Annotated in this window: 14 protein-coding genes; 8 read left to right on the forward strand and 6 right to left on the reverse strand. The window is 66.7% G+C overall.

What is annotated here, in order from left to right; genetic code table 11:
* Positions 1 to 87: 87 nt before the first annotated feature.
* Positions 88 to 1,236: a helix-turn-helix domain-containing protein gene (locus ACILR9_RS21160; protein WP_395711938.1), complete on the forward strand. Its 1,149-nt coding sequence runs from the start codon at positions 88 to 90 to the stop codon at positions 1,234 to 1,236.
* Positions 1,229 to 1,747 carry a hypothetical protein gene (locus tag ACILR9_RS21165; protein WP_395711939.1) on the forward strand — a complete coding sequence of 173 codons (519 nt, stop codon included), beginning with the start codon at positions 1,229 to 1,231 and terminating at the stop codon, positions 1,745 to 1,747. Before ACILR9_RS21160 ends, ACILR9_RS21165 begins: the two co-directional genes overlap by 8 nt.
* A 15-nt stretch (positions 1,748 to 1,762) precedes the next feature.
* Here the strand turns inward: ACILR9_RS21165 and ACILR9_RS21170 are convergent, their stop codons facing one another.
* Both ACILR9_RS21170 and ACILR9_RS21175 read right to left on the reverse strand, forming a co-directional pair.
* Complete coding sequence (locus tag ACILR9_RS21170) at positions 1,763 to 3,721, reverse strand: FAD-dependent oxidoreductase (RefSeq protein WP_395711940.1); 1,959 nt, start codon at positions 3,719 to 3,721, stop codon at positions 1,763 to 1,765.
* 290 nt (positions 3,722 to 4,011) lie between these two features.
* Positions 4,012 to 5,172 carry a M24 family metallopeptidase gene (locus ACILR9_RS21175; protein WP_395711941.1) on the reverse strand — a complete coding sequence of 387 codons (1,161 nt, stop codon included), beginning with the start codon at positions 5,170 to 5,172 and terminating at the stop codon, positions 4,012 to 4,014.
* A 469-nt stretch (positions 5,173 to 5,641) separates the two neighbouring features.
* On the opposite strand from ACILR9_RS21175, the gene ACILR9_RS21180 reads away from it, so the two are divergent.
* The 5 genes from ACILR9_RS21180 (at position 5,642) to ACILR9_RS21200 (ending at position 11,002) form a co-directional block, all read left to right on the forward strand.
* Positions 5,642 to 6,703, forward strand: coding sequence for an ABC transporter substrate-binding protein (locus tag ACILR9_RS21180; protein ID WP_395711942.1), 1,062 nt, complete (start codon positions 5,642 to 5,644; stop codon positions 6,701 to 6,703).
* A gap of 1 nt (position 6,704) precedes the next feature.
* Entirely contained in the window at positions 6,705 to 7,793 is a 1,089-nt protein-coding gene (locus tag ACILR9_RS21185) for an ABC transporter ATP-binding protein (protein ID WP_395711943.1), read from the forward strand.
* Entirely contained in the window at positions 7,790 to 8,710 is a 921-nt protein-coding gene (locus ACILR9_RS21190; RefSeq protein ID WP_395711944.1) for an ABC transporter permease, read from the forward strand. Before ACILR9_RS21185 ends, ACILR9_RS21190 begins: the two co-directional genes overlap by 4 nt.
* Positions 8,711 to 9,532: an ABC transporter permease gene (locus tag ACILR9_RS21195; protein ID WP_395711945.1), complete on the forward strand. Its 822-nt coding sequence runs from the start codon at positions 8,711 to 8,713 to the stop codon at positions 9,530 to 9,532.
* Between the two features lie 219 nt (positions 9,533 to 9,751).
* Entirely contained in the window at positions 9,752 to 11,002 is a 1,251-nt protein-coding gene (locus tag ACILR9_RS21200) for a M20/M25/M40 family metallo-hydrolase (RefSeq protein ID WP_395711946.1), read from the forward strand.
* A gap of 9 nt (positions 11,003 to 11,011) precedes the next feature.
* Here the strand turns inward: ACILR9_RS21200 and ACILR9_RS21205 are convergent, their stop codons facing one another.
* The 3 genes from ACILR9_RS21205 to ACILR9_RS21215 all read right to left on the reverse strand — a co-directional run bounded on the left by ACILR9_RS21205 (position 11,012) and on the right by ACILR9_RS21215 (position 13,597).
* The gene (locus ACILR9_RS21205) at positions 11,012 to 11,956 is read right to left on the reverse strand and encodes a glycerophosphodiester phosphodiesterase (protein WP_395712012.1); all 945 of its coding nucleotides are present in this window, start codon (positions 11,954 to 11,956) and stop codon (positions 11,012 to 11,014) included.
* Positions 11,907 to 12,866, reverse strand: coding sequence for a M48 family metallopeptidase (locus ACILR9_RS21210; protein ID WP_395711947.1), 960 nt, complete (start codon positions 12,864 to 12,866; stop codon positions 11,907 to 11,909). The genes ACILR9_RS21205 and ACILR9_RS21210 overlap by 50 nt, the downstream gene beginning before the upstream one ends.
* Before the next feature lie 179 nt (positions 12,867 to 13,045).
* The gene (locus tag ACILR9_RS21215; RefSeq protein WP_395711948.1) at positions 13,046 to 13,597 is read right to left on the reverse strand and encodes a LemA family protein; all 552 of its coding nucleotides are present in this window, start codon (positions 13,595 to 13,597) and stop codon (positions 13,046 to 13,048) included.
* A gap of 94 nt (positions 13,598 to 13,691) precedes the next feature.
* Between ACILR9_RS21215 and ACILR9_RS21220 the strand changes: the two genes are divergently transcribed.
* Positions 13,692 to 14,159: a nuclear transport factor 2 family protein gene (locus tag ACILR9_RS21220; RefSeq protein ID WP_395711949.1), complete on the forward strand. Its 468-nt coding sequence runs from the start codon at positions 13,692 to 13,694 to the stop codon at positions 14,157 to 14,159.
* Positions 14,160 to 14,253: 94 nt separating this feature from the next.
* Here ACILR9_RS21220 and dapD read toward each other — a convergent pair whose 3' ends face one another.
* Positions 14,254 to 15,093, reverse strand: coding sequence for a 2,3,4,5-tetrahydropyridine-2,6-dicarboxylate N-succinyltransferase (gene dapD / locus ACILR9_RS21225; protein WP_395711950.1), 840 nt, complete (start codon positions 15,091 to 15,093; stop codon positions 14,254 to 14,256).
* Positions 15,094 to 15,169: the final 76 nt, after the last annotated feature.

Below are 15,169 nucleotides of genomic sequence, written 5' to 3' on the forward strand. Positions count from 1 at the left end.
GAAGCTCTGCCGGCACCAGCTCGAGTGGAACTTCTTTGTTGATGTTCTGCCGCAGCAATCCTGGATTCGACAAATCGTAGGTCGGCTGTGACCAGGAGAGGGGCCACTCTCGCCGAATTGGGCGACCGGCTCCGGGCAGCGCGTTCAGGCGTCAATCTCACCCAGGATACGGCGGCGGCCTCACTAGGGATGGCCCGAACGACCTTGGTCGCGATCGAGAAAGGCCAACGGGCCGTTCGTCCGGAAGAGTTGATTGGCATGGCGCGTCTCTATGGCGTGAGCGTCGGCAAGCTCACGTCGCCCGATGCAGTCCACGTCGATCTCTCGGCCAAATTTCGGCGCGCCGAGGGGCGCGAGGCATCTCGGGCCGCGACTGAGGCGCTGGCCCTGCTGAACCGGCTTGCAACGGGCGCCGTGCAACTCGAGCGACTGCTCGACCAGCCGTTACGAACCGACTATCCGCCGCCGATCCGCATCAATCCGAGAGACGTCGACCAACAGACTGAGGACGCCGCCAATGGACTGCGGGTGCGGCTCGGGGTGGGCTTGGCTCCAATACCCGATCTGATCGGCGTGCTGGGAGTCGAGCTCGGCCTGCGACTCTTCTTTCGCCCGCTTCCTTCGCAGATTGCGGGTCTCTACGCATACGATCCTGAGATCGGCGCATGCATCCTGATCAACGCCAATCATCATTGGAAGCGTCGGGTACAGACTGCGGCCCATGAGACCGGGCATTTCGTGTTCGACCGGTCGCACGCCGACATCCTCGAGGAGCACGATGTCTCTCTCTCGATCGAAGAGCGCTTTGCCAGGCGTTTCGGGCCGGCTCTCTTGATGCCAGCGCCCGGCGTGCGGGCACGTTTCACCCAGCTTGTCGGCCCGCAGAGCCGCTTCGATGTCCGACAGCTGATCCTTTTGGCCCATCAGTTTGGCGTTGCTTCCGAAGCAATGTGCCGGCGGCTCGAGGAACTTGGTCTCCTGTCCCAGGGGACGTGGGGCTCGTTGCAGGACCGGGGCTTTGCCAGCGACCTGGAGCGCAGCGTGATCGGCGAGGTCGCCGTGCATCCAAAGTCGCCGCCCATACAGCCCCGCCTCGCTTATCTGGCATCGCTCGCACTCGAACGAGAATTGCTGTCGGAAGGACAGCTGTGTGACCTGTTGGCCGTCGACAGGCTGGAGTTGAGGGAAGCTCTGGGGCCGTTCGAAACCGAAGAGGCTCTGTCCTTGCATGCCTGATCCGGGCGCGAGCAGCGGTCTCGTCCTCGACACGAGCCCCTGGATCAATCTGCTGGCGACCGAGATGATCGAGCCGATACTCGACGCGCTGATGGTCCCGTGTCATGCGCCGGAGCAGGTTGTCGCGAAGACAAGGCGTCACCCCATCACTGATGAAATTCTTGAGGCCGCTGATCGCCCCCTGCGCAGAATGGCGAGGGTATCAATCGTTGCACTCGAGAGAGACGAGCTGGGGCTGTTTCTCGATATCGTCGGAGCACCGGCTGCCGACGCGCTGGGAGATGGCGAGGCGGCATGCATCGCCATCGCGGCATCGCGCGGACTCGACCTGGTGATGGACGACCGAAAGGCACGGCGGATCGTGCGCGAGCGTTTTGCCCAGGTTCAGACCTGGTGGACCGTGGACCTGCTCCAGGCGCGATCCGTCATAGCGGCCCTCGGTCGGCGGACGGCTGATGAATGCTATGCAAGGGCGAGGCAGTTTGGGTGCATGCATGTACCCCGGAGATGAGCGCCAGGCTCCATCTCACACCGCCAGCCCCGCCATCATGCCCTCGTAGACGGCCTCCTCGGCCGAGCGCGGTGCCAGGCAGTCGCCGGCGAGATGCAGCGGCACGCCGAGCGGGGCGAGCTCTTCCTCGAGCGACGTGTCTGGCCGGTGGCCGAGGGCGAGCACCACCGTCTCGACCTCATTGGCGATGATCGGCTCGCCGGTAACGAGGTGCGCCATGTAGGCGGTGTCGGAGTCGACGCCGAACAGCCGCGCATAGGGGATGACCTCGACGCCGAGCTTGTGCAGCTTGCCCACCCAATGGTCGCGCAGATACTGCTGCAGGTTCTGTCCGACATTCGTGCCGGTGACGGCGAGGCGGACATGCCGGCCCTCGCGCGCGAGCTTCTCGGCGAGGCCCATGCCGACCCAGTCGCAGCGCCAGTCGGCCACCAGCACGCGGCCGCCGGGATTGGCGCGGCCCTCGAGCACGGCCCAGGCATCGAGCACGTGCGCGTCCTCGGCGCCCTCGATCTCGGGGCGGTAGGGCAGGCCGCCGGTCGCGACGATGACGGCATCGGGGCTCTCGCGCCGGACCGTTTCGGCTGAAACCGGCATGTCGAGCCTCACCTCGACACCGGCGCGCGCCAGCTCGTGCTGCAGGTTGGTGACGAGCCCGCCGAACTCCGAGCGTTCGGGCAACAGCTGGGCCAGCAGCACCTGGCCGCCGAGCCGCCGGCCGGCCTCGTGGAGCGTGACGCGATGGCCGCGCTCGGCCGCCGTCAGCGCTGCCTTCATGCCCGCCGGGCCGCCGCCCGCGACGAGAATGCGCCGCGGCGTGTTGGACTTCGTGGTGATGCCCAGCGTGCGCTCGCGCCCGGTCACCGGGTTCTGGATACAGGAGATGCCGACGCCCATGTGGTAGTGCCCGATGCAGGCCTGGTTGCAGGCGATGCAGGCGCGGATGTCGTCGAGGCGGCCCGTACGGGCCTTGCTGGGCATCTCGGGGTCCGCGATCATCGCCCGCGTCATGCCGCACATGTCGGCCTGTCCCGCGGCGAGCACCGCCTCGGCGATCTGCGGCTGGTTGATGCGGCCGGCAACGAACACGGGCAGGCCGACGGCCGCGCGCAAGGTGCCGGCCTTCGGCGCCACGTAGGCGTGCGGGAGTTCCATCGGCGGAACGACGTGCACCGAGCCGCCGAGGCCCTGCATCGAGCCCATGGTGGTGTTGACGTAGTCGATCGCCCGCTTCGCCTTCAGCGCCTGGCAGATCGCGATCACCTCGTCCTTGTCGAGGCCGCCCGGCTCCACCTCCTCGGCAGAGATGCGCATGCCGAGCACGGGGCCGTCACCCAGGCCGTTGCGGACCACCGCCAGGAGGTCGGTGAGAAAGCGCAGCCGGTTCTCGAAGCTGCCACCGTAGGCGTCGGTGCGCTGGTTGTTGCGGGGATTGAGGAAGTCCGAGATCAGCAGCCCGTGGCTCGCCAGCAGCTCGATGCCGTCGAAGCCCGCCTCGCCGAAGCGGCGTGCCGCCTTGCCGGCCTCGGCGATGAGCTCCTCGATCAGCGCCACCGGCATGGCGCGCGGCATGGTGTGGAAGCGCTGGTCGGGGACGACCGAGGGCGCGTAGGCGACGCCGCGCAGACCGCCGGAGAGCCGTTTCGTCACCCGCCCGGAATGCGAGAGCTGGCCGAAGATCCTGGCGCCATGCCGATGGACGCTGTCGGCGAGGTTCTTGAGCCCGGGAATGCAATCGTCGCTGGCGACGATCAGCTCGGGGCTGTCGGTGAAGCCCGTGGCATGGAAGCGGGCGGCCTCCACGACGATCAGACCGGCACCGCCTTTGGCCCGCGCCTCGTGATAGGCGACAAAGTCCTCGCCCGGCAGCCCGCCCTTGGCGAGGTAGGTCTGGTGGCCGGTCGAGAGGATGCGATTGCGGATCTCGGTGTTGCGCAGCCTGAGGGGAGAGAAGAGACGGGGGAAGGACGTCATGGGCCATCCAGCCAAGAGGCGACGGGAAGAGTTAGGTCCTGTGACACGACGAGTGCTTCAGATTCCGATAGCGATTCATGGTGCGCGCGACAAAAACGCTGTCATCCCGAGCAAGGCGCATGCGAAGCAAGCGCCATAAGCGAGGGACCTTTCCTGCTGCCTCAAAGGTCCCTCGCTGCGCTCGGGATGACAACAGTGCTGGAAGTACTCATCTCGTGAATGAAGTAGTTGTTTCGTCACAGGCTCTTAGCGCCTATGGGGCGCAGTCCCCAGGCGGGTTCGCATCGCGCTCAACTACACACCGTGTACTCCGGTGCGATCCGGCTCAGCACCTCCGCGCCGGCGGACGTCAGCACGATCGTGTGGCCGAGCGACATGGCGAGGCTTTTCGGCGCGTCGATCAGGATGGCGTGCAGGAACAGCACCATGCCGGGAACGGCAGGCGTCGTGTTGCCGGAATAGAGCATCGGCGGGACGTCCATCCAGGTTGGACGGTAGAGCGCGCCCAGCGAGTAGCCGCAGGCCGACATGCGCGCATGGCCGTAGCCGGCAGCGTCGTAGACCTGCCGGTGGGCGTCGTCGATCTCGCCCAGCGGGCGAGCGGGCCTGGCGGCCTCGGTCATCGCCGCCAGCGCCTCGCGCGTCACCTCGAACATCGCGCGCTGAGCCGGGTTGCCCTTGCCGATGGCGACCGTGCGCATCAGGCAGGCGCAGTAATGCCGGTAGCTGCCGGCGAACTCGAGGGTGAGCTGGTCGACCGGGTCGAGATGGCGAAAGCCGGTGGCGCTGCGGATGAGCAGCGCCCGGTCGCCCGAGCCGAGCACCGGGCCGGAGGGCGGCGGGTCGCCGCCGCCGGCCAGGATCGGCACCGAGCCCGCCGCGGCGATGTCGCCCTCGAAGGCCCCCGGCCGCGCCGTCGCCAGCATTGCCTCGAGCGACTGGTCGGCAAGCTCCGCAGCCCGCCGTACATAGGTGATCTCCGCCGGCGACTTCACCAGCCGCAGGGTGCGGACGATGTGGGAGGCGTCGGCGAGCTCGCACCAGCCCGCGAGGCGCTTGGCGACCAGCTCGTACTTGTCGGCGGTCAGCCCGAACGTGCGCATCTCGATGCCGACGCGGGCGCCTTTCAGTCCCTTTTCGGCCAGGATGTCGGAAAGCTCCCGGCTCGGGTCGTTGCCTTCCTGGTCGTACCACAGGCGGATGTCGGAGAGGATCGAGGTGCGGCGCGCCTGCTCGAGATCGGGCCGCCGCGTCAGCAGCGTGATCGGCCCGTCGTCGCGCGTCAGCACCGCGCACTGGAAGAAGACGAAGCCGCTCGTGTCGAAGCCGGTGAGATAGTAGAGGCTCTCCTGCGCGAACAGCAGAAGCGCGTCCAGCCCGTCGGCGGCGAGCGCCTTGCGCGCTGCACCGATGCGGCTCTCGAATTCCGCACGGTCGAAGTGCAGCGCCATGATCCCTCCCTCCCTGCCAGCTGGCGCGCGGAGCCTAGTCACCCGGGGCGCCACAGGCAAACCCGCTCCCAAAGCGGTCAAAGCTCAAAGCGAATGCGCCGGGGGGTCATCAGGGCTGATGCAACACCAATAGCCTCATCCTGAGGAGCGTCCGGAGGGCGCGTCGCGAAGGATGGGCACCAAAGGTCGCCTCTATGGCCCATCCTTCGAGACGCCGCGCTTCGCGCGGCTCCCCAGGATGAGGTTGTTGATGCTGCCAGCGACCCTTTGGAGAGCGTCTGTTAAGATGTTCGCGGCCTCGAGTGGCGCGCTCCCAGCCATGAGACTCATTCGCGCGATGCGGGCAATTTCCCAGCACCGTGGCGCGCGCCGCGCGCGTGGGGTCGCCATCGTAATGCCTTGACGGGCGACCGGCCGTGCCGCGAAATGGCTTCATCAGTTGGCTTCGCAATGGGGGAAGGGGTTCGCGATGATCAGGAAATGCGGTGGCGCAGTCTCATTGGTATGCGCGGCGTTGCTGCTTGCCGCGCCGCAGGCGGTGGGACAGGACAAGAAGACGCTGACCATCTCGTCGTGGGGTGGCGCCTTCCAGAAAGCCCAGAAGGAAGCCTGGTTCGGCATCGTCGAGAAGGAGCTCAACGTCGTCATCAAGGAGGACAACACCTCCGGTCTCGCCGATGTGCGTACGCAGGTCGCGTCCGGCAAGCCGACCTGGGACCTGACGACGCAGGGTGCCTACAGCTGTGCGCTCCTGGAAAAGGAAGGCCGCCTCGAGAAGTTCGACGCCGAGACCATGAAGGCCCTGACCGACATCCCGACGACGCTCGGCCGCTCGGAGCACTGTGCGCCGCAGATCGTCTACTCGGTTGCCATCGGCTGGCGCGACAAGGCGTACCCTGGCAAGGAGCCAGCGGGCTGGGCCGACTTCTGGGACACGAAGAAATTCCCCGGTCAACGCTCGGTGCGCAAGCATCCCATCTATGCCCTCGAGATGGCGTTGATCGCCGACGGCGTGCCGATGGACAAGCTCTACCCGCTCGACGTCGACCGCGCCTTCAAGAAGCTCGAGCAGCTGAAGCCGCATGTGCTCGTCTGGTGGAGCTCGGGCGCCCAGTCGGCGCAGGTGCTGAAGGACGGCGAGGTCGACATGGTGGCGGCGTGGAACGGCCGCATCCAGGCGCTCGAGAACGAGCCCGAAGGCAAGGGCGGAAAGATCAAGACCACCTTCAACGAGCAGATCCTCGTCTCGGACAGCTGGATGATCCCGAAGGGTGCGCCCAACAAGGAGCTCGCCATGAAGGCGATCGCCATCATGTCGCGGCCCGAGGTCAACGCCCGCATCTCGAACTACATCAACTATGCGCCGTCCAACACGAAGGCCTACGACACCGGCGTCATCCCGAAGGAGAAGCTTCCCGGTCTGCCGAACTCGCCCGGAAACTTCGAGAAGGGCTTCGTGCAGGACAATGCGTGGTGGGTGAACAACGCCGACGCGATGGTGAAGCGCTTTGACGCCTTCCTGCAGAAGTAGCTTGTCCATATCGCTGCCGATCTCGATCCGGAACGTCACCAAGACCTACGGCGCGTTCACCGCCCTGGACAACGTCAGCCTGGAGATCGCGAGCGGCGAGTTCATCACCCTGCTGGGGCCCTCGGGATCGGGCAAGACGACGCTGCTCATGGTGCTTGCCGGCTTCATCCGGCCCGACAGCGGCGAGGTCCATTTCGGCGATCGCGACGTCTCGCTGACGCCGCCGCACAAGCGCGACGTCGGCATGGTGTTCCAGAACTATGCCCTGTTCCCGCACATGACGGTCGCCGCCAACGTCGGCTACCCCTTGCGCCTGCGCAAGGTTCCCAAGGCGGAGATCGGAGACCGCGTGCAGAAGGTGCTCGAGCTGGTCCAGCTCGGTCAGCATGGCGCGCGCAACATCGACCAGCTCTCGGGCGGCCAGCGCCAGCGCGTCGCGCTCGCCCGCGCCATCGTCTTCGAGCCGCGCATCCTGCTGATGGACGAGCCTCTGTCGGCACTCGACAAGAAGCTGCGGGAGGAGATGCAGATCGAGGTCCGCCATCTCCACCAGCGGCTCGGCATGACGACGGTCTATGTCACGCACGACCAGCGCGAAGCGCTCACCATGTCGGACCGCGTCGCGGTGATCGACGGCGGCCGCTTCCATCAGATCGGCAAGCCGCGCGATGTCTATGAGCGGCCGGAAAGCCGGTTCATTGCCGAGTTCATCGGCGAATCGCATCTGGTGGCGGTTTCGGTGCGCGACGGTGTTGCGCACTATCGGGACAGGCCGTTGCAGCTGGCCGAGCCGCCACGCCATCCGTCCGGTCAGCAGTTTCTCGTCATGCGCCCTGAGAAGCTCCGGCTCGTCAGAGGCGGCGAGGAGGGCTTCAACCTGTTCGAGGGGACAGCGCGCGAGATCGTCTACCAGGGCGAGAGCACGCTGCTCTATGTCGACCTGCCCGACAACGTCGAGGTCGCGATCCGCCAGCCGGCGACCAGCGTCGGGCCGACCTTGCCGGCCCCGGGCACGCCGGTACGGCTCGGCCTTCCGGCCGGCGACACGATGGTGGTCCCTGGGCTGGTTCCGGCTGAGCGCACGCCGTGACCGCGACCAGCCTCGCTGACGAGAACGGCCGGAGTGACCCGTCGGCCTCGACGGCGCCGAACGAGGGCGCCTACCGCCGGCGGGAGCGCGGCGAGACGGCGGCACTGGCGGCGCTCACCGTCCCGGGCCTCCTGCTGATCGGCGCGATTGCGCTCGCCCCGATCGCCTGGCTGTTCTGGCTCTCCTTCCGCAGCGGCTCGGATTTCACCCTCGAGCACTACGAACGCCTGCTGCACCCGACCTACACCCTGACCCTTCAGTCGACGTTCGAGCTGTCGTTCCTGGTCACCGCCATCTGCATCGCGCTTGGCTACCCGCTTGCCTATCTGATCTCGCAGGTCCGCCCGCGGCTCGCGGCGGTCCTGCTGCTGCTGGTGCTGTTCCCGGTTTGGACGTCGCTGCTCGTGCGCTGCTACGCCTGGCTGGTGCTGCTGCAGCGCCGCGGCGTGGTCAACAGCTGGCTGCAGGACATCGGCCTGATCGAGGCGCCTCTGAGGCTGATGCACAACTTCACGGGCACCACGATCGGCATGGTCCATATCATGCTGCCGTTCATGGTGCTGCCGCTCTACGCCACCATGCGCACCATCAACCGCGACTACGTGCGCGCCGCAGCCAACCTCGGCGCCTCGCCGGTGCAGGCGTTCTGGCACGTGTTCGTGCCGCTCTCGCTGCCCGGTCTGTTCGCCGGCATCATCATCGTCTTCGTGCTGTGCCTGGGCTTCTACGTGACGCCGGCGTTGCTCGGCGGCGGGCGCGTGATGATGTGGTCGATGCAGATCGAGCGCAACGTGACCTATCACTCGGACTGGGGGGCCGCGAGCGCCCTCGGCGTCGTGCTGCTCGCCATGACGCTCGCCATCCTGTGGGCGCTCGGCCGCCTCATCGGCTTCGACCGCATCGTGGGAGGCCGCTAGATGCTGCGGCGGCCGGCGACGGAAACCCAGATCACCCACGGCGGCCGGCTGTGGCTCTACGTGCTCGGTGGGCTCATCCTGCTGTTCCTGATCCTGCCCAGCCTGCTGGTCATTCCGCTCAGCTTCTCGGACTCGCGCTACCTCGCGTTCCCGCCGCCCGGCTGGTCGACGCGCTGGTACGAGGCCTATTTCGGCGCCATCGAGTGGCGCGACGCGACGGCGATGTCGTTCACCGCGGCCACCCTGACGATGATCATCTCGACCGCGCTCGGGACCCTCGCGGCCTATGGCATGCACACCTCGGGCTCGCGCTTCACCCAGCTCGCCTATGCGACCTTCATGCTGCCGCTGATCATTCCGGGCATCCTGATCGCGATCGGCATCTTCCTCCTCTATGCCCATCTCGGGCTCAACAACACGCTCACCGGAATCGTGCTGGCGCACTCGGTGATGGCGATCCCGCTGGTCGTGATCCTGGTCGCTTCGAGTCTCAAGAGCTACGACATGAGTCAGGAGATGGTGGCGCGCAGCCTCGGCGCCAGCCGTCCCTGGGCGTTCCTCACGGTGACGCTGCCGCAGATCAAGACCTCGGTGATATCGGCGGCGATCCTGGCCTTCATCACCTCGCTCGACGAGGTCGTGATCTCGCTGTTCATCGCCGGCGGCGACAAGGCCACGTTGACCCGGCGCATGTTCAACGCGCTGCGCGACGAGATCGATCCGACGATTGCGGCCATCTCGACGCTCCTGATCCTGATCTCGATCCTCCTGCTCGGCCTGACCCAGCTCCTGCAGCGCTCGCCGAACCGGCAGCAGCCTTAGCGGCCGTGCGACCGAGCCTGTCGTTCGCTGCACTGAAAGCATTAGCCACAGATGAACACAGATGAACACAGATGCTTGATATGACTCGGGACGTCCTGGCTGGCTGCCGGAACAAGTCTCCACGTCTGTCGCGAGCACCGCTTTCCACTCTCATGATCTGTGTGCATCTGTGTTCATCTGTGGCTGAATTCTTCTGTGCAAGCGCAATGGAGACCGAACGTGGCAAAGAGTGATCGCGAGCAGTTGAAGGCCTGGATCGACGAGGATCGCGACACGCTGGTCGCCTTCCTGAGGGCGTTCGTGCGCTGCAAGGGCCCGAACCCGCCGGGCGACACGCGCTCGACAGCCGACTTCCTCACCGGCGAGCTCGAGGCCCGCGGCCTCGACTATCGCATCATCTCGCCCCATCCCGAGATGCCGAACATCGTCGCGACCTTCGAGGCCGGCCAGCCCGGCAAGCATCTCGTGCTCAACGGCCACATCGACGTGTTTCCCGTGGCCGACGACGGCCTCGGATGGACCAGGGATCCGTGGGGCGGCGAGCTCGTCGACGGCAAGGTCTATGGCCGCGGCGCGGCCGACATGAAGTGTGGCACCTCGGCGTCGATCTGGACCTATATCTATCTGTCCCGGATCAAGGACCGCCTCAAGGGGCGGCTCACCCTCACCGCGGTTTCCGACGAGGAGACCTTCGGTCCCTATGGCGCGCGCTACCTCATGGAGCATCACCCCGAGGTGCACGGCGACGCGCTGCTCAACGGCGAGCCGTCGAGCCCCTTCAGCGTGCGCTTCGGCGAGAAGGGCCCGCTGTGGCTCGAGTTCACCGTGCGGACGGCGGGCGCGCACGGCGCCTACACGCACGCCACGGCGAGCGCCACCAAGATCGCCATGGCCCTCGCCGCGCGTCTCGAGGACGTGACGGCGATCGAGCCCGAGCTCTCCGACAACATCATGCGCGGCATCGATGCCGGCCGCGCCACGATGGATCGCGCGATGGGCAAGGGCGCGGGCGACATCGTCGACAAGGTCACGCTCAACATCGGCACCATCAAGGGCGGCGTGAAGGTCAACATGGTGCCGTCGAGCGCCGTGTTCGAGACCGACATCCGCCTGCCGCTCGGCGTGACGCGCGAGCGCGTGCTGGCCGAGGTCGAGAAGATCCTGAAGGGCTTCCCCGACGCCACGGTGAAGGAGACGAACTGCAACCTTCCCTCCTGGGTCGACCCCGGCTGCGACATCATCGAGATCGTGCAGAGCACCGTGCAGGAGCTGCGCGGCTTCCGGCCGACGCCGATCGTCAGCCTCGGCGGCACCGATGCGCGCCTGTGGCGCTATCGCAACATACCCACGTGCGTCTACGGCCCCTTCCCCAACGGCATGGGCTCTCATGACGAGCACGTCGACGTGGAGGAGTTCCTCCACATCGTGCGCACGCACGTGCTCGCCTCCTACGACTACATGACGCGGTAAGACCCAACGCTACTTCGCCTTCAGCACCGCCTGGGCGCGATCGGGATAGTCGGTGATCATCCCGTCGACACCGAGGGCAATGAGCCGGGCCATCTCGGCGGGGTCGTTGACCGTCCACGGGATCACCTTCAGGCCCAGCCCCTGCGCCTCCTTCACCGCCTCGGCGGTGACGTTGCGCCAGAACGGCGACCACACGGCGCAGCCTGCCGCCTTGGCCAGGCGCGGCAGCGAGCCGCCGTGGGCCTGCAGGTCGAGGCCGCCCAGCCACGGCGAGGGCCGGCTTTCGGCGCGGCGCACCGTGTCCATGGTGTTGCTCTCGATCGAGAGGCAGGCCGTGGCGATGTCGGGGGCGAGTCGGCGCGCTGCCAGCAGGCCACGCCAATCGAACGACTGGATGGTGGTGCGGTCATCGGCCTTGGCGCCGCGCACTTCCTTGACGACGAGATCGGCGAAGCGCTCGGGATCGAGCGTGAGATCGGGCTTCGTCGGATCGGTCTTGATCTCGATGTTGAGGCGCGTCGCCGGCCCACCCAGGGCGAAGACCTGTGCGAGCGTCGGAATGCGTTCGCCGTCGGCCGGCTTCTGCTCGGGGAACTGCTTGCCGTAGCGGCTCTCGGGATTGGTCCGGCCGATGTCGTACTTGGCCAGGTCGGCCGCGCTCAGCGTGCGGATCGCCGGCCCCGCCGTCGCCAGCCACTTGCCGTCGGGTCCGCGCACCAGGTCGGGATTGAGCATCGGGTCGTGGCTGATCACCAGGACACCGTCGCTGGTGACGGCGAGATCGGTCTCGAGCGTCGTGACGCCCTGCGCCATGGCGGTGCGGAAGGCGGCGAGCGTGTTCTCCGGGGCGAGCCCGCGCGCCCCGCGATGGCCCTGCAGGTCGAAGGCAGCCGCGGCGCCGAGATCAGCCGCCCAGATTGCGCAGGCGAGCGATGCGATCCGCCGTATCGGGATGGGTGGCCAAGAGCGCCGACGACTTCTTGGTGAAGGTCTTGAGCGGGTTGACGATGAAGAGGTGCTGGGTGGCACGGCTCGCTCCGGGGAAGGGCGCGGCCTTGTCGGCGAGCTTGCCGAGCGCGGAGATCAGGCCGTTGGGATTGCGGGTGAACTGCACTGATGTGGCGTCGGCAAGATACTCGCGCTGGCGCGACACCGCCATCTGCACCGCCTTGGCGGCGAGCGGCGCCACGATGGCGACGACGATCAGCAGGATGATCAGCAGGCCGCCGCCCGAGCTTTTTTTGTCGCTGCTGCTGCTGCGGCCGGAGCTGCCCCACGCCATGGTCCTGAGCAGCATGTCGCAGACCAGGGCGATCAGGCCGACCGTGACGCCCACCACCACCATGTAGCGCGTATCGAGATTGGCAAGATGGGCCATCTCGTGCGCCACCACGCCCTGCAGCTCGTCGCGATCGAGCGTGTCGAGCAGTCCGCGCGTCACCGCGATGGTGCCGTTGCCGACCCGGTTGCCGGTGGCGAAGGCATTGAGCGCGTCCGTCTCCAGCACCATCACCTTCGGCATCGGCTGGCCGGCGGCGATCGAGATCTCCTCGACCACGTTGTAGAGCTGCGGGGCATCCTCCTTGCTGATCGGCCCGGCGTTGGCCATGCCGAGCACCAGCCGGTCACCGATGACCAGCGAGATCAGGCTCCACACGACGCTGACGCCGGCCAGCAGGGCGGCCAATACCAGGCCCGCTCCGCTCCACAGAGGCACGTGGTCGGTGACCTCGCCCTCGAGCGCCCAGCCGGCGACATAGCCGGTGAGCGCGGCGACTCCCGTGAGCGCTGCCAGCAACACCAGCGTGTTGCGCCGGTTGACGCGCTGCGCGGCGATGAAGTCGGTGGTGGCGGTGGTAGTCATGGGCGGCCCTGCCTGCTGTTGGTTCTAGGGCAACCCAAACCACCTCATCCTGAGGAGGCCGCGAAGCGGCCGTCTCGAAGGATGGGCAACCAGCACGGTGTCTGAGCCCCATCCTTCGAGATGCCGCGCTGCGCGCGGCTTTTCAGGATGAGGTCGTTTTGTTCGAGCCGGCGTCGTGCTCACCTCAGCGCCACCTTCGGCACCTCGCGCTCGGCTTCCGGCATGTTGAACAGCTCCATCTCATGGAAGCCGAGCGACGCCGCGGCCACCACTGCGGGGAAGCTCTGGATGCGCGTGTTATAGCCATTGACCGAATCGTTGTAGAACTGGCGCGCGAAGGCGATCTTGTTCTCGGTCGTCGTCAGCTCTTCCTGCAGCTGCTTGATGTTGTCGTTGGCCTTGAGCTGCGGATAGCTCTCGACCAGGGCGAACAAGCCGCGTGTGGCCGCGCTCAGCGCCGCTTCGGCCGGGCCGGATTGCGCTGGACCGGTCGCGGCGGCGGCGGCATTGCGCGCCTGCACCACCTTGGTGAGCGTCTCCTGCTCGTAGCCCATGGCGTCCTTCACGACCTGCACCAGGTTGGGAATGAGATCGTGGCGCCGCTTGAGCTGCACGTCGATCTGGCTCCACGCAGTCTTCGCCTGGTTCCGGCTGCCGACCAGGCCATTGTAGATCGCGATCAGCCACACGCCGACCAGCGCGAGGACGCCAACGATGATCCAGAAGCTCATGCCTCAGTCTCCCCTGCCGGTATTGCCCGATCTCGCCACTCTTGCCGGTTTGAGCAGTTTAGTCATGATTGCGGCAACTCCGGGAGGGCCAATCATGGATGCAGTCGGGCTGCTAAAGGAATTCTGTTCCGCCGTGGAACGCCACGATGGCCCGGGCCTCGCTCGCCTGTTCACCGAGGATGGCGTCTATCACGACGTGTTCTACGGCGCCTTCAAGGGCCACGCGAGAATCGCCGAGCTGATCGACGACCGGTTCTTCCGTACCGCCCGCGACTTCCGGTGGGACATGTTCCGGCCAGTGACCGACGGCAAGACGCTCTACGCCTACTACACGTTCAGCTACATTTCGACCTTGCCTGAGGCCAAGGGTAAGCGAGTCGGCTTCGACGGCGTGTCGATCATGACCCTGAGCGACGGCAAGATCGCCGAGTACCGCGAGGTGGCCAACGCCCATCATGGACTGCTCGACATCGGTTTCGCGCCCGAGCGTGTGGCCAAGCTGATGGCCAAGGAGCACGCCCATATCAAGGCGCGCCCGGAGTGGGAGCGGCATCGGGCTTAGAGCAGCCGGATCATGGTCTCGCGGATCGTGGGCGCCTCGCCCGCCTCGTGATTCACGGGCGGGCGAGACGCCCGCGGCCCAAAAGAGCGGCCAATCAGTCGCGCAGCAGCTCGTTGATCGAGGTCTTGGAGCGGGTGCGCTCGTCGACCGTCTTCACGATCACGGCGCAGTAGGTCGAGGGCCGGTCAGGACCGCCGCCAATATTGCCCGGCACGACCACCGAGTAGGGCGGCACCTTGCCGACATGGATCTGGCCGGTCGCGCGATCGACCACCTTGGTGGTGGCGCTTATGAACACGCCCATCGACAGCACCGCGCCGGTGCCGACGATCACGCCCTCGACCACCTCGGAACGCGCGCCGATGAAGCAATTGTCCTCGACGATTACCGGGTTGGCCTGCAGCGGCTCGAGCACGCCGCCGATGCCGACGCCGCCCGACAGGTGGCAGTTCTTGCCGATCTGGGCGCACGAGCCGACCGTCGCCCAGGTGTCGACCATGGTGCCGCTGTCGACATAGGCGCCGAGATTGACGAACGACGGCATCAGCACGACCGACGGCGCCACGTAGGAGCCGCGGCGCACCACCGAGCCCGGCACGGCGCGGAAGCCCGCCTTGGCGAAGCGGTTGGCGTCCCAGCCCGTGGTCTTGAGCGGCACCTTGTCGAACCACGGCGCGCTGCCCATGCCGGGAAAGCTTGCGCCGCCGTCCATCGGCACAGAATCATAGAGCCGGAAGGAGAGCAGCACGGCCTTCTTCAGCCACTGGCGGACCACCCAGTCGTCGCCGAACTTCTCGGCCGTGCGATAGGTGCCGTCGTCCAGCCCGGCGATCGCCGCCTCGACCGCGTCGCGGACCTCGCCCTTGGTGCCGCTGTTGATGCCGTCGCGCGCTTCCCATGCCGCATCGATGGCGGCCTCCAGCCCTTTGCTCATCGCTCCCCCGTAACAGAATCATGTTCCTCTTCCCCTAGCGGGGGAGAGGAACATGAGTTGTGTCAACTCCTCGCAA

The sequence above is a fragment of the Reyranella sp. genome, from assembly GCF_044224635.1.
Classification (GTDB): domain Bacteria; phylum Pseudomonadota; class Alphaproteobacteria; order Reyranellales; family Reyranellaceae; genus Reyranella.

Coding starts and splice junctions, on each gene's coding strand:
- ACILR9_RS21210 (WP_395711947.1), bottom strand. CDS start 12,866: ATGACTACCACCGCCACCACCGACTTCATCGCCGCGCAGCGCGTCAAC.
- ACILR9_RS21170 (WP_395711940.1), bottom strand. CDS start 3,721: ATGACGTCCTTCCCCCGTCTCTTCTCTCCCCTCAGGCTGCGCAACACC.
- ACILR9_RS21175 (WP_395711941.1), bottom strand. CDS start 5,172: ATGGCGCTGCACTTCGACCGTGCGGAATTCGAGAGCCGCATCGGTGCA.
- ACILR9_RS21165 (WP_395711939.1), top strand. CDS start 1,229: ATGCCTGATCCGGGCGCGAGCAGCGGTCTCGTCCTCGACACGAGCCCC.
- ACILR9_RS21215 (WP_395711948.1), bottom strand. CDS start 13,597: ATGAGCTTCTGGATCATCGTTGGCGTCCTCGCGCTGGTCGGCGTGTGG.
- dapD (WP_395711950.1), bottom strand. CDS start 15,093: ATGAGCAAAGGGCTGGAGGCCGCCATCGATGCGGCATGGGAAGCGCGC.
- ACILR9_RS21220 (WP_395711949.1), top strand. CDS start 13,692: ATGGATGCAGTCGGGCTGCTAAAGGAATTCTGTTCCGCCGTGGAACGC.
- ACILR9_RS21180 (WP_395711942.1), top strand. CDS start 5,642: ATGATCAGGAAATGCGGTGGCGCAGTCTCATTGGTATGCGCGGCGTTG.
- ACILR9_RS21195 (WP_395711945.1), top strand. CDS start 8,711: ATGCTGCGGCGGCCGGCGACGGAAACCCAGATCACCCACGGCGGCCGG.